The sequence below is a fragment of the Mesorhizobium sp. WSM4813 genome, from assembly GCF_055811555.1.
Genome location: NZ_JBVVQU010000016.1, coordinates 59,957 through 72,983 on the forward strand (window position 1 = coordinate 59,957; position 13,027 = coordinate 72,983).

At 62.6% G+C, this 13,027-nt stretch carries 11 protein-coding genes and 2 pseudogenes; 8 read left to right on the plus strand and 5 right to left on the minus strand.

The annotated features are described in order from the left end of the window. Positions 1–16 precede the first annotated feature (16 nt). The 3 genes and pseudogenes from AC0L25_RS11575 to AC0L25_RS11585 all read left to right on the plus strand — a co-directional run bounded on the left by AC0L25_RS11575 (position 17) and on the right by AC0L25_RS11585 (position 2,410). The gene (locus AC0L25_RS11575; protein ID WP_473595606.1) at positions 17–1,648 is read left to right on the plus strand and encodes an ABC transporter ATP-binding protein; all 1,632 of its coding nucleotides are present in this window, start codon (positions 17–19) and stop codon (positions 1,646–1,648) included. 25 nt (positions 1,649–1,673) lie between these two features. Further along, positions 1,674–1,808: pseudogene (locus AC0L25_RS11580) on the plus strand (MOSC N-terminal beta barrel domain-containing protein); the annotation flags it as partial. A 35-nt stretch (positions 1,809–1,843) separates the two neighbouring features. Next, positions 1,844–2,410: an MOSC domain-containing protein gene (locus tag AC0L25_RS11585; protein ID WP_473595607.1), complete on the plus strand. Its 567-nt coding sequence runs from the start codon at positions 1,844–1,846 to the stop codon at positions 2,408–2,410. Positions 2,411–3,488: 1,078 nt separating this feature from the next. Here AC0L25_RS11585 and AC0L25_RS11590 read toward each other — a convergent pair. The 3 genes from AC0L25_RS11590 to AC0L25_RS11600 all read right to left on the minus strand — a co-directional run bounded on the left by AC0L25_RS11590 (position 3,489) and on the right by AC0L25_RS11600 (position 8,853). Then, positions 3,489–5,741, minus strand: coding sequence for a hypothetical protein (locus AC0L25_RS11590; RefSeq protein ID WP_473595608.1), 2,253 nt, complete (start codon positions 5,739–5,741; stop codon positions 3,489–3,491). 648 nt (positions 5,742–6,389) lie between these two features. After that, complete coding sequence (locus AC0L25_RS11595; protein WP_473595609.1) at positions 6,390–7,958, minus strand: ABC transporter substrate-binding protein; 1,569 nt, start codon at positions 7,956–7,958, stop codon at positions 6,390–6,392. Positions 7,959–8,007: 49 nt separating this feature from the next. Beyond that, positions 8,008–8,853, minus strand: coding sequence for an alpha/beta hydrolase (locus AC0L25_RS11600; RefSeq protein ID WP_473595610.1), 846 nt, complete (start codon positions 8,851–8,853; stop codon positions 8,008–8,010). Between AC0L25_RS11600 and AC0L25_RS11605 the strand changes: the two genes are divergently transcribed. From AC0L25_RS11605 to AC0L25_RS11625, 5 genes are all read left to right on the plus strand, one after another. After that, the gene (locus AC0L25_RS11605) at positions 8,833–9,042 is read left to right on the plus strand and encodes a hypothetical protein (protein WP_473595611.1); all 210 of its coding nucleotides are present in this window, start codon (positions 8,833–8,835) and stop codon (positions 9,040–9,042) included. The genes AC0L25_RS11600 and AC0L25_RS11605 overlap by 21 nt on opposite strands. Before the next feature lie 351 nt (positions 9,043–9,393). Beyond that, positions 9,394–9,615: a hypothetical protein gene (locus AC0L25_RS11610; RefSeq protein WP_473595612.1), complete on the plus strand. Its 222-nt coding sequence runs from the start codon at positions 9,394–9,396 to the stop codon at positions 9,613–9,615. Beyond that, positions 9,608–9,757 (plus strand): hypothetical protein, encoded by a 150-nt coding sequence (locus tag AC0L25_RS11615; protein ID WP_473595613.1) that lies wholly within the window; start codon positions 9,608–9,610, stop codon positions 9,755–9,757. The genes AC0L25_RS11610 and AC0L25_RS11615 overlap by 8 nt, the downstream gene beginning before the upstream one ends. Before the next feature lie 180 nt (positions 9,758–9,937). Further along, positions 9,938–10,855, plus strand: coding sequence for an aldo/keto reductase (locus tag AC0L25_RS11620; protein ID WP_473595614.1), 918 nt, complete (start codon positions 9,938–9,940; stop codon positions 10,853–10,855). Between the two features lie 107 nt (positions 10,856–10,962). Further along, a complete protein-coding gene (locus AC0L25_RS11625) occupies positions 10,963–11,628 on the plus strand; it encodes a DUF6064 family protein (protein WP_473595615.1) in 666 nt (221 codons plus the stop codon). Between the two features lie 36 nt (positions 11,629–11,664). Here the strand turns inward: AC0L25_RS11625 and AC0L25_RS11630 are convergent. Both AC0L25_RS11630 and AC0L25_RS11635 read right to left on the minus strand, forming a co-directional pair. Then, a pseudogene (locus tag AC0L25_RS11630) lies at positions 11,665–12,308 on the minus strand (ThuA domain-containing protein). 68 nt (positions 12,309–12,376) lie between these two features. Next, positions 12,377–13,018 (minus strand): LysE family translocator, encoded by a 642-nt coding sequence (locus AC0L25_RS11635; RefSeq protein WP_473595616.1) that lies wholly within the window; start codon positions 13,016–13,018, stop codon positions 12,377–12,379. Between the last annotated feature and the right edge of the window lie 9 nt (positions 13,019–13,027).

The following is a 13,027-nucleotide window of genomic DNA, read 5'->3' on the forward strand; positions in this document are numbered from 1 at the left end:
CGGAGACAACAACACGATGCTTTCAGTGCGTAACCTGTCGATCTCGGTCGGGCCATCGGGAAAGCGGATCGTCGATGAGCTGAATTTCGAACTCGCCTCTGGCGACATGCTGGCGCTGGTCGGCGAATCCGGTTCGGGCAAGACGATGGCGGCCCGCTCTATCCTGAACCTGCTCCCTGCCCCGCTGGTCACGACCCCGGACGGCAGTATCCGCTTTGAAGGACGGGAGCTCACCGGCCTAGCCGCAAAGGCGCTGCGCCAGATACGCGGTGCACAGATCGGCATGGTTTTCCAGGAGCCGATGGTCTCGCTCAATCCCGCCGTCACCATCGGCAAGCAGATGGCGGAAGGGCTTCGCCTGCATCGCGCCATGTCGCGCGCCGAGATCAAGGATCGCTCGCTGGCGATGCTGGAGAGAATCCAGATCAAGGATCCCGGCAAATGCCTTGCGGCCTATCCGCACGAATTCTCGGGCGGGATGCGCCAGCGCATCATGCTCGCATCGGTCATGCTCCTCAAACCGCGCCTGCTGATCGCCGACGAGCCGACCACGGCGCTCGACACGCTGGGGCAGCGCGACGTGCTCGACCTGATGGTCGAGCTGACGCGGGAGAATGGAACCGCCGTTCTGCTGATCAGCCACGACCTCGGCATGGTGTCGCACTATGTGAACAATGTGACGGTGATGTGCGAAGGCAAGGCGGTCGAACAGGGAAGCAGCACCCAGGTCCTTCATGCACCGCAGCATGACTATACCAGGCGGCTGGTGGATGCGCTTCCCAGGCGCAGCGCCGGCGGATCGAGAAGAGCCGTCAACGGCCCGCCCCTGGTCAAGATCAGCAATGTCGTCATCGACTATCCGGGCCGCCCCAGGCTGTTTGCGCGCGCGGCGCCGAAGCGCGCCGTCGACGGCGTCGACCTGACCATCCGGCGCGGCGAAACCCTGGCGCTGGTCGGCGCGTCGGGCTCCGGCAAGACGACGCTCGGGCGCGCCATTGTCGGCCTCGTCAGGCCGTCCGGTGGAACGATCTCGTTTCTTGGCAAGGCGATTGCGAGTGGACGATCGGCAGATGCTCGATTGCAGCGTCGCCACATGCAGATCGTCTTCCAGGACCCCTATTCCTCACTCGACCCTCGCCAGTCCATTGCCGAGATCGTCACCGAGCCGTTGAAGCTCGACGCCGAATTGGATCGCAAGCGGCGGACCGCGCGCATGGATGAGATCATCGAGGAAGTCGGGCTGACGCGCGACCTTCTCGAACGTTTCCCGCATCAGCTGTCGGGCGGCCAGCGCCAGCGCGTCGCGATCGCGCGGGCGATCGTCAGGCGACCGGCCTTCGTCGTTGCTGACGAGCCGGTTTCGGCGCTGGACATGACGGTGCAGAAGCAGATCCTGCTTCTGATCCGGTCGTTGCAGGAACGCTACGGTTTCGCCTGCCTGTTCGTCTCGCATGATCTGGGTGCGGTGGAGCAGGTTGCCGACCGGGTCGCCGTCATGCAGGACGGAAGGATCGTCGAGATCGGCGACCGCGACGACGTCTTCGACCGGCCGCGCCACGCCTATACGCGCGCCCTTCTCGATGCGGCGATGCTGATCGATCGCCGTTTCGTCGACGGCGCGGGCGCACGCAAGGCAGTGGCGCAATGACGGCGACCCGGCTCGGCTCGGCATCATGACACCGTTCGGCCACATCAAGGAAATCTGGCGATATCCCGTCAGTTCGATGGGCGGCGAACGGCTGGACGGGACGCAGCTTGCGGAAGGCGGGATTCCGGGCGACCGGATCTGGGGCGTCGTCGACCGGCGCGACGGAATTGTTGCCGCGCCGGAGAAGCTAAAACATTGGCGGCCGCTGCCAAACCTTCTTGCAAGGCTGCGGGGCGACAGGCCGGAAATCGGCTTGGACGATGGCTCCTGGATCGATGCCGGCTCCAGCCTCGCAGGCGAGCTGGTTTCGGCCTTACTCGATTTCCCGGCGGCGCTGCACCCACACGTCCCCTTGGTTCGGAAACCCAGGATCGTATCGCGCCACGCTATCAGCGCGCCGACATCCACATCGTCACGTCGGCCTCGATGAACAGGCTTGCCGGCCTGCTTCCGGATGCCTCGCAAGTGGATTCCAGGCGGTTCCGGCCCAATATCGTGATTGAAACCGACGCTTCCCAGGACGGTTTCGTCGGGCAGCAGATCATCGGGAAAGTGCTTTCGATCGGCGAGGCGCGGATCATGATTTCGGAACCGTGCGCGCGCTGCACCTTCACGGTGCTGGCGCAGGGCGATCTCGCCTTCGAACCGGCAGTGCTGCAAACCATAGCGCGCCATGGCGAAGGCGGCTTCGGCGCGCTCTGCCAGATCGTGCAGCCGGGCAAGATCAGGCTGGGCGACAGGCTCACCCTGAACGAAGCCTGACCTTCTCCCAGCTTTCGATGCCGGAGGGCGGCACGTTGCGGCGGCTGAGGGGTGAGATGGGCCGTAAGTTCGATGGCGGCTTATGCGTTATTGCCGAACTCGCGGCTGATGCCGGCCACTACGCACCGCGTCCTTGATACACCGGATTCATCCCCTAGTTACCTCCCGTGGGCGCCTTAATCGCGAGTTTGCCTGGGGCGCCGGCGGTTGCGCCGTCCTGACTGCATGCCGCGGAAAGACGGTTCGACCGACGCGCTTTATGGAGGTGGTCGTGCGTCAATCCTCTGAATCCAGCTGGGCATATTTCGCATTCGTTTGCTCGATCGCAGTAGCTTGCGCAGGAGCTGCCGCCGGCGGCGAGCGCGGCGGAGGCAATAGCGGTGGCAACCATGGTGGCGGAGGCAATAGCGCTGGCAGCCACGGTGGCGGAGGCAATAGCGCTGGTAGCCATCACGGTGAAGGCCGCAAAGGCGGCGCGCGCAAAGGACCTGGCGGCGTTCCCTCCAGCAGTAGTTCACCGGTGGACGACGATGAGACCAGCACCACTGCGGCGGCAATGACGGCAACTACGGCCGCCACTGCCGTCAGTGTCGCCCGGTCCGCAGGGGCTGGACGGTCGCTCGACCTCCCGGCCAACCTCCAGCCTCCCAGCGCCAGCAACAGTCTATCGATGGTCAGTCCAATCAAGGCGCTGCCGGGCGTCCCGGATGAAGTCGTTCGCGCCTGCCATGATGCAATCGAGTCGGCCGCCGTCCCGTTTGGCGCGACCAGTGTGCGCGTCAGCAGCGCAGGTTCTATACGTCGGTTGAGCCCGGATACGATCTCGGCCCCCGTTGAGGTCAGCATCGACTATGGACGGCAAGGCAACGTGGAGACGCGACAGGCGCCGATCAGATGCGAATTGAGCGCGACAGGCAGGGTGATCGGGCTGACATAGCGTATCGCGCAGAACTCCTCGCCGACGAGAGCAGGATGAATTCGAAGGGTGTGGTTCATCCGCGGCGTCGTGAGAGGGTGCGAGGCAACGCCTCCCAAGGCCTTGGGCCTTCAATAGGTGGACGCACATTCGTTTTGGAAATCACTCCAATGTCACGTGTCTTGGCCTGAGGGAATAGGGAAGTGTGAGAGAACGCACCCGGGCAATCCGCGACGGGTTGTGAACCTTGCTGCGTGCAGTCTTCTGGCTGACAACCTTCAACCCGCCGGCAGCGGCTGCTGCGCGGCCAGCACGCGGCTTCAGCGGCCGCTCAATCTGCGCGCTGCGACGCTCAGCCCTGAGCCTGTCATTGTCCGCGCGCGCCGCGGCAAGGTCGCGGGCAAGAGAAACAGTGGCTTCACGTTGCTTGTCCAGAGCCTCCTTCAGCTTGTCGACCTGTATCAAAAGTGCTCGGGCGGCGGCGCGTTCGAGGCGAACCTTATCGAGATCCTCGTGGGTCGAGACTGCTGCAGCGCGCTCTCGTGCCAGCGCATGCGCCGTCTCGGTTGCAGTCTGCTCGGCACGCTCTCTCGCTGAGACTGCTCTGGCTCGTTCCTGTTCGGCCGAGACGCCCTCGAGGCGAGCTTTTTCCAGCTCGTCACGAGTCGACGCTGCTGCAGCACGTTCTCGTGCCAGAGCCTGTGCCGTCTCGGTTGCAGTCTGCTCGGCACGCTCTCTCGCTGACATCGCTTCGGCCCGTTCCTGTTCAGCCGCGTCGCGGTCGAGGCGAGCTTTTTTCAGCTCCTCACGAGTCGACGCTGCTGCAGCGCGTTCTCGCGCCAGCGCGCCCTCCGTCTCGGCTGCGGTCTGCTCCACTCGTTTTTTCGCTGTGACTACACCGGTCCGTTCCTGCTCAGCCGCGTAAGCGCGCTCCATGAGCGCGGCATTGGACAGTTTCACTTCGACGAGGTCGCCACGAAGGTTCTCTGACTTCCGGCGCTCGTCGTCGAGCATTCCGCTCGCTTGCGCCAGAGAAGCCTTGGCCTTGGCGCGATCCTCGGCGGCCTGTGCCTCAAGCTGTTCAATTTTCGCCCGCGCTCGCGATAGATCGCGCGCCCGCCATTCGGCTCGCAGACGCTCCAGATGAGCAGCGGGCATCTCCGTAAAGACATAGTTGGTGGCCTCGCGCAGCATCGTGCGGGCATCTCCAGCAATGCGCCGCAATGCGTCAACTGTGCGGGCTGCCGCGAGCTCGTTGCGCAATTGCTCCCGGCGTACGTTGTCGGCGGCTGCCATGCTTGTTCTCAGCGCGTCGATCTCCTTGCGCGACTTGAGCAGCGCTCGCTGCAGAGCGGCGCTCCTGGCGCGCTCGCCTTCCGCTGCCTGGTGCTCCTGGCCAGCCAATTCCCTCGCTGCGGCTGCCTGAGCAACAGCTGCTCCGACTTGCGCCCGGGCAGCCGTGATATCCGGGTTGAGCAATTCGACACTCGTGCGCTCGTCTCCCTGGGCTGGCCCACGCACATCTAATGCAGCACCCGCCGGAAGCTCGATGGGTCGCGAAAGGCCCGGATTGGCGTTGCCCTGGACCCGCGAAATGGCGGGGGCGCTTTCGATCCAGTTTTGTCTCGTCATCGCATAGCTAAGCGGCACGGCCAGACAGATTGCGGCGACGCCAAAGCGGGGCACAAGACCGATCGGCCTGCGAACGCGAGGAGGGGAGGCCGTCGCGATGGTCGGGTCGGGATCCAGGCTGATCGTTCCCCTTCGAGCTGTGACGTTCAAACCGCGATGCGCCGGTTTGGCCAACTGAGCAACTTTGCGTGGGGAAGCCTTATGACCCAATTGGTCCCATGCTGACCCGTAAATTCGCTCCCCACGTTCTGCGAGGGCGAGTTGTGTCGGCATACGGCTCAGAGCCCTCGATACTGGACTGCTTAGGGCGGCAAGATTAGCCGCCACCTGCCTATGAACATAGCAAGCGATTTCTCTGATCGATGTCGCAAGCCGGCCGGATTGCGCTATGTTCGTCGCGGAAGCAAAAGCGTTGGTCTGGGCCGCAGACGAGCTCTCGCAAGATTCGGAGATCACGTCGAAATACTCGATTCGCACCCCGAACCGAAGGAAATTTGCATCCTGACGCCGAATATCCAGGTCTGCCGTGTCTGGGGGCACGGCAACCTGAGAAGAAGAAGCAGGCTCGGTTGCAAGGTCGACCGGGCTTTCCCAATCCCAAGAAACCTCCTCGGGGAGGTCAGATCCGCCTTCGCTCACATCTGATTTGAGGCGACGCCGTTGCACCGCGAAAAGGATACGCCGAAGGACAAGATAGAGGCCCACCGAGGCAAATGTTGCTATCCCGCCCAGGATGGCGAGATCTGCGTTGTTTGCGTAAATTTCGGCAAGAGGATTTGACATTGCCGTGCCTGTGCGGTCTTGGGTGTATTCTCAAGTTCGTGAAGCGGTGTTTGGCCCCTCGTATTCATGCTGGCTAAAGCCTTTGATCGCTTTCGAAGCTGTCACTGGCTTCGAGGTCCCTCCAGGTGCTCGAATTGTTGTTGCATGGCGGAGCGCCGGTCGCGCCCTGATAGACATGCCGGCGCGGATGACTTTTGTTTGAATCGAAACTTGAAGATGCCGTGGCCGCCGATTATCGGCCGCCAAGGGCGCACAGGCTTTGAAAACCGACTTGCACCTCTGCATCTCAACGTCCCGAGAGTTCTCCCGCTGTGCGTATCATTCCGCCATTCCGGCTCTGGAACGGTCCACCTGAGCTTTAAGCTAGGTCACAAAGCTAGGTCACAGACCTCTACGGTCAACCGTCACCTCATACTAAACGTCAGAAGCGCTTCGGCCACGCACAACGGCCATTGCTGCTCGGATCGCTGTCGAACGACCGCTCCTGGCGCACACGCGCCGTCTGAGAGCTGCTGAGTTTAGCTCTCCTTCCCGCCCTGAGCGGGTTTACGGCCCCGGTACCAAGCGTCAGGCTTTCACCACCAGGTATCAAACGAAAGATCGGAGGCAACAGGCCTCCGATCTTTCGAGCAACAGGCAACCGCCAGTCTATTCGCTTTTCCAGACACCCCACACGCGGGGGTTTGCCGCCGGCCATACCGAATAGCCCTTCACCTTCGATGACACCGCGTCGACGGATGGCTCGTAATAGAGGCCAAGGATCGGCACATCCTTTGCCATGAGGGCATGGAGCTGCTTGAACAGCGCCTTGCGTTGCGCGGGGTCGGTCGTGGCCATCGACTTCGTGTAGAGGTCGAGGGCCTCCTTGCTGTCCCACTGCGCCGTCGGATCGGTCGCCTTGTCGCCGAGGATGACGCCATACATCAGCGACGGATCGAGACGAGCCGAATAGCCGAAGGACTGGATCTGGAATTTTCCGGCAAGGTAATTGTCGAGCTGTGCCGCCCAATCCAGCACTTCGAGCTGGGCATTGAAGCCCGCGGCCGTCAGCATCGCCTGGAGCAGCACGGCGTTCTCATACATGCCCTGATAACGCGTGTTGGTCTGGATCTTGATCGGCTCGCCCTTGTAGCCGGCCTCGTCCAGCAGTGCCTTGGCTTTGACCGGGTCGTATTCCGGCCATTTGAGGAATTCGTCGTCGAAGAACGAGCTCGCCTGGGCGACGGCCGAGGGATCTCCGGTGGCGACACCGTTGGTGCGGGCGGCGGCGATCTGGTTGATGTCGGTGGCATGCGCCAGCGCCGCGCGCATCTTGGCGTTCGACAGCAGCGGATCCTTGGTCTGCAACAGGATCGCCGTCCATGACAGGCCCTGCGTCGACAGCACCGTCATGCCCCGCGACTTGGCTTCCTCGACACGCGTTGATTCAAGATCGGGAAGGACGTCGAGCTCGCCGGCAAACAGCGCGGTCTCCGCCGCCGCCGTGTCGGGAACAACCATGAAGCGCACCTCGTCGACATAGGCCTCACGGCTGCCGGCAAAGCCGCTCGGCGCCTCCTTCACCGGCTTGTAGTCGGCAAAGCGTTCGAGCGCCAAATACTGGCCCTTGACCCATTCCTTCAGCTTGAACGGGCCGCTGCCGATGGCGGAATCGGCGATCCATTTGCCGTCAGCGCCGACATTCTTCGGGCTGGCGACCCAGCCATTGCACTGGACATTGGCGAGCTGCGCCAGAAAGAGCGCATTCGGCGCGTTGAGCGTGAAGACCACGGTGCGTGGATCAGGCGTCGCCACTTGCTCAACCTTGAGGCCCTGGCTGCCGTCGAAGAACGGAAGGCAGAACCACTGGTTGGCCGGGTCCATGCGGCGATCCCAGTTCCATTTGACGTCGGACGAGGTCACGGCGTCGCCATTGTGGAAAGCCGCGCCGTCGCGAAGCGTGAAGGCATAGGTCTTGCCGTCGTCCGACACGTTCCAGGATTCGGCCAGTGCCGGCCCTACCGTGAGATCGGCGCGATAAGCCACTAGCGTCTCAAAGATATGGTGCAGCACCGTGTCGGTGTTGGCGTCTCGGCTGAGACCGTCGGTGGCGCGGATATCCGCGTTGATGCGGACCTTGAGCGTGCCGCCGGTTTTCGGCTGCTCCTGCGCCATCGCCGGCAATGCACACGCCATCAACGCGATTGCCGCCAGCACCTGGATCAATCGTCTTCCCATTCTCAGTCCTGTTCCCATTTTTTATCTCCAGTTTGTTGACTGCAGTTTTTCAGGCGGGCGCGGCATTCAATGTCCGCGCAAAGAACTCCGTGACCTTGGCGATGAGCTCGCGGTCGTTGTGAGCGATGCCAGGCATGACATCGAACTGCACTTCGACGCCGTGTCTCTCCAGGCTGCGCTTCAACGATCTGATCCGGTCGTTGCGGGTCGCGCCGGCGAGATCGGCGCCGGGCATCCACCATTCATCCTCCGGCTTGATGGTGATCTCCCAGGTTTGCAGATCGTCACCACCGATCACCATCTGCACGGCGACCTTGCGCATGGCGTCGAGGTCGACGGTCTTGCCGAACACCCTCTCGAAGTCGCGCACCCCGACCCAGAAATCGCGATCGAAGTCGAGCAGGGTCACGACGCCCGGCGCACCGATCGATGCAGCCAGCAAACGTTCGGGATGGAGGAACAGGAAACGATGGGTGAAATGGCCGCCGCCGGAGAAGCCGTACATCAGCACGCGGTCGCCGCGGATGCGATAGCGCTCGCGCATCTCGTCGACCATATCGAGCAGCACGGCATCGTAGTGGAGGTCGCCCTGGCGCAGCATCTTGTAAGAGGAAAGATCGCCCGGAAAACAGATATTCGCCGGGAAAAGCGGGACGAGCACGATCACGCCGTTCTGTTCGGCGAAGTCGGCGAAGGCGTCCCGGTAGACGAGCATGCCGCGTTCGGTGCCATGCACGATCACCGCCAGCGGATATGTCTTGTCGCCGTCCTCGTCATAGTCGTCCGGCACATAGGCACAATAGGGGAAGCGCTGGTCGAAGCGGGACGCGTACACCGTCGTGTGCCCGAAATCGTAATAGGACAGGCGCTTGCCATGTCCGCTGACGTTGCGCATCGAATTTTCCCCGATCTCAATTTCATTATTTCATCATTTTGTGTGACTGAAAAGCATTTGTTTATCGATAGTGTCAGGAAAGTACGTATTTTACATCGTGAAACGCCGAACCTCATCGGGGCGAGCATGAGCAGCTATCCGGCCCGTCGCGTGTCAGTTGCGGGTTTCCGGAAACTTGACGTGCTGTAAAAGACGCGTCGCACCATCGTTATGTCGCGCACGATAGCGGCGCGTGCGCGTGGCCCATCCTGGCTTCGATCGCGGCGACGATCGCATCGGCGCCGTCCGCTCAAGGTCGGCCGAGCGGCACGACAAACGACATCGTGATGCCGTGCAGGTTGACTCAATTGTCTGCTTGCCTAACTAGGATCTCGGGGCTCAGCGCAAATCACCACAGTCGGTATGATATCTTCCCGCATCCGAACGCTTGTCCTTGTTGTTGTTCTCTTGGCCGGCAGTTCCATCGTGTCCTCCTGCGTCGCCCCAGACACGTCGAACCTCCCAAAGGAAGACGCCACAACGGCGGCAGCCCGCAAAGAGATGGTCGGTCTCAGCGAGGCGGACGTTCGAATGTGCGCCGGCTTTCCGACTGCCACCGCCGATGCGGGCGGAAGCCAGATCTGGACCTATCAGCGTACCGTTCAACGCGGCAATCTCAACGTCGTGATTCCAACTTTGGCCGTGGGTGCGGTCCCGACGGTTGGAGGATCGCTCAATGTCGATCCTGGCGGCTATTGCAACACGCAAAATCCGAATGGTTGATGGCCGTGTCGCCGAGGTTGCCTACGCCGGCGACAACAACACGCCGAACCACCGCGATGCGCTTTGCGTCAGCACGGTCGACGGCTGCGTGGCATATGCCCGCCAGCGCCATCAAGTCAGGACAGGAGCCATCGCCTGGTAGTCGGGCTGGCTGGCGCAACCCAGACCCTGCACCATTCGTTCTGTTCGGAACAGTCGGCAGAGACCGACCGTACTCCCCGCCGATCGGCCTTGCGACGGCCGATCGCCCGGAACCATTCTTGTGGTCGGGAGTACAAGCAGTCGGGAGTACAGGGAATCGGGAGTACAGGGACGGCAGACGATGATCATTACCCGCAGGAGATTCGTGAAGGCTGCCGCCGCTTCCGGAGCGGCTCTGGCGTTGCCGGGAACCGCGCTCGGCGCGCCGCCTGCGCCGGTGATGCGGGCCGTGCCCTCCTCGGGAGAGATGCTTCCCGCAGTGGGCCTGGGCACTTGGATCACCTTCAATGTCGGCGACGATCCGGTGCTGCGCGACGAGTGCGCCGAGGTGATCGCGGCCTTCTTCGCGGCAGGCGGCCGCATGATCGATTCCTCGCCCATGTACGGCTCTTCGCAGCCCGTGATCGGCTATGGCCTCGAGAAGCTCGGCCGGCCTGAAGCACTGTTTTCCGCCGAGAAGGTCTGGACCTCCTCCGGCGCCGACGGACCCGCGCAGATCGAGCAGTCGCGCCGCTTCTGGGGTGTGCCGCGCTTCGACCTCGTTCAGGTCCACAACCTCGTCGCGTGGGAGACGCATCTCGAAACCCTGTTCGCCATGAAGGCGGACGGGCGGATCCGCTATGTCGGCATCACGACGTCCGAAGGACGGCGGCACGACCTGTTCGAACAAATCGTGCGCGCGCATCCGCTCGACTTCGTGCAGCTCACCTATAACGTCGTCGACCGGGAAGCGGAGGAACGGCTCCTGCCGCTGGCGGCCGAGCGCGGCATGGCCGTCATCGTCAACCGGCCGTTTCGCCAAGGCGCGCTGACGCGCCAGCTCCAAGGCGAGACGCTACCGGACTGGGCGGGCGAGATCGGTGCCGGGACCTGGGCCCAGTTCATACTGAAATTCATCGTTTCGCATCCCTCCGTCACTGTCGCCATCCCCGCCACCACCCGCGTCGACCACATGCGTGAGAACCTGATGGCGGCGACCGGTCCCCTCCCCGACGCGGCCATGCGCGATCAGATGGCGGCCTACGTCCGGAACCTCTAGACTAAGCAGGCATTCGTGGGCTGGCCCACGAATGCCTGCTTAGATTTTGTTGTTTGTCGCAGGTTCTTGTCGCAAAACCGTGAGACACTTTTGCGGAACCTGCTTAGATGTCGGAATGGTGGACCTACCGGCTGGAGGAGTTCCTGCTCTTCTCGCCGCGCGTCTACTGGCGCATGTTCGAGTTGGCCAATGCCGCGTTCTGGCCGCTGCATCTCCTGACGCTCGCCGCCGGTCTTGCCATTATCCTGCTCGTGCTGCGGCGGCCGCCTGGCGATGGTCTGTGGATTGCGCTCGTCCTCGCCGCGCTCTTTGCCTTCGTCGGCTGGTCGTTCCTGTGGAGCCGCTATGCCGTGATCAACTGGGCGATCGCCTATGTCGCGCCGGCCTTCGGCCTGCAGGCGCTGCTGCTGGCGATCGGCGGTGCCGCGCGCGGCGGCCTCGCCTTCGACCGGTGGGATATAGCAGGGCGGCTCGGGCTGCTGATCGCGGTCGTTGGCCTCGTCGTTTATCCCCTCCTGCCGCCGCTCTTCGGGCGTCCATGGGCGAGCGCCGAGGTCTTCGGCATCGCGCCGGACCCGACGGCGATCATAGCGCTCGGCGTCCTGCTTGTAGCGAGCGGCAAGCTTGCGCCGCTGCTGTTTGCGATCCCGCTACTGTGGCTGCTGCTCAGCGGCCTGACGCTCCATGCCATGGGCGATCCGCAAACCTGGCTGCCGCTTCTGGCAGCGGGCACCGCTGTCGCCGCCTTGGCCCTGCGCCGCATTGCTCGGTGATGCCCGGCGCGTTCGGCATTTGCCTCGTCGGCGCTCTCAACGCGCCGCCCACACCAGGCCGCGGCGAAATATCGTTCGCATCTGCGGCACCGCGAACTCCTTGGCGGCATGGCCGAGCGCTGAATAGAACACCCTTCCCTTGCCGTGCCGGCGCTTCCAGACGACCGGCATGACCACGCCTTCTATCCAGGACGCGTGCTCGCCGGAGAAGGTGGTGGTTGCCAGCACCTCGTTCGATGGATCTACATGCATGTAGTACTGCTCGGAGCGGTACGAAAAATCATCGATGCCGTTCATGATCGGATCGTCGCGCCTGGTGATGTCTAACCGGTAGTCGATGATGTTGCCCGGGTGGGCCACCCACTGACCGCCGCACATGAATTGGTATTCCGTGGCTTCACGAAAGGCATCGCACATGCCGCCGTGATAGCCGCCAAGGCCGACACCGCCCTCGACCGCCTTTGTCAGGTTGAGCTCTCCTCGTTCTTCGCAAGCTTCGCCATCGTGTAGATCGGGACGATCAGGCTCAAATCGGCGATCGCGGGATCGGCGAATATCTCGGTCGTGGTTTCGACGCGCACGCCAAACCCTTCTTTTTCGAGCATCGCCTTGACGACGCGCGCACCTTCTTCCGGCTCGTGTCCATCCCAGCCGCCCCATACGATCAACGCTTGCCGCATATTCTTCTCCGTCAGTTGGTTGTATCGCCAAAACGAGCCTTCGGCGGCAGTGCGGCCAGCCGATCTGGTCAAGCAACCGGGCGCTTTGCCAGCAGCAGCCCACATCCAAGCATGATCATAGCGCCGCCCGAGCCTTCACGAAGATAGCGAATGAGATTCGGACGAGCCGCCGCGCCATCGCGAAGTCTTCCGGCTGCAAACGCAACGACAATATCGGCGAGCGTGTTAAGAGCAACCGAGATGGCGCCGAGGATCACGAACTGAAAGGCAACGTGATCCGACGATGTCTCGACAAACTGGGGAATGAAGGCAAGGAAGAATGCGGCCGTCTTCGGCTTCATTGTTTCCACAAGAACGCCATCCCTGAAGGCCCGCGTCGCGCCGACGGGCGGCTCTGAATGACCCAGCGACTTGTAGTCGAGCCTGGCATGGCGAATGGTTCGGTATCCCATCCAGACCAGATAGAGCGCGCCGACCACCTTGAGTGCCGTGAACAATTCGGCGCTTGCCAGCACGATCGCCGAGACGCCAAGACTGCCAGCTAAGACATGAAACAGCCCGCCGAGACCATTGCCAAGGCTCGAAGCGATTCCTTCCGAGCGGCCGCCGGAAAGGGTTCGGGCGGCGACATAGAAAATGCCCGGACCCGGCGTAATCGCCAGAAGCAATGCCGTGAACAGGTAGACGGTGAAGGCGTTGGAATTCAGCATGGAAATGTC

Excerpts from the sequence above, each read along its gene's own strand:
- AC0L25_RS11605 (WP_473595611.1), top strand. The coding sequence starts at position 8,833 with ATGTCCGCTGACGTTGCGCATCGAATTTTCCCCGATCTCAATTTCATT.
- AC0L25_RS11600 (WP_473595610.1), bottom strand. The coding sequence starts at position 8,853 with ATGCGCAACGTCAGCGGACATGGCAAGCGCCTGTCCTATTACGATTTC.
- AC0L25_RS11615 (WP_473595613.1), top strand. The coding sequence starts at position 9,608 with ATGGTTGATGGCCGTGTCGCCGAGGTTGCCTACGCCGGCGACAACAAC.
- AC0L25_RS11625 (WP_473595615.1), top strand. The coding sequence starts at position 10,963 with ATGTCGGAATGGTGGACCTACCGGCTGGAGGAGTTCCTGCTCTTCTCG.
- AC0L25_RS11595 (WP_473595609.1), bottom strand. The coding sequence starts at position 7,958 with ATGGGAAGACGATTGATCCAGGTGCTGGCGGCAATCGCGTTGATGGCG.
- AC0L25_RS11635 (WP_473595616.1), bottom strand. The coding sequence starts at position 13,018 with ATGCTGAATTCCAACGCCTTCACCGTCTACCTGTTCACGGCATTGCTT.
- AC0L25_RS11620 (WP_473595614.1), top strand. The coding sequence starts at position 9,938 with ATGATCATTACCCGCAGGAGATTCGTGAAGGCTGCCGCCGCTTCCGGA.
- AC0L25_RS11610 (WP_473595612.1), top strand. The coding sequence starts at position 9,394 with ATGGTCGGTCTCAGCGAGGCGGACGTTCGAATGTGCGCCGGCTTTCCG.
- AC0L25_RS11590 (WP_473595608.1), bottom strand. The coding sequence starts at position 5,741 with ATGTCAAATCCTCTTGCCGAAATTTACGCAAACAACGCAGATCTCGCC.
- AC0L25_RS11575 (WP_473595606.1), top strand. The coding sequence starts at position 17 with ATGCTTTCAGTGCGTAACCTGTCGATCTCGGTCGGGCCATCGGGAAAG.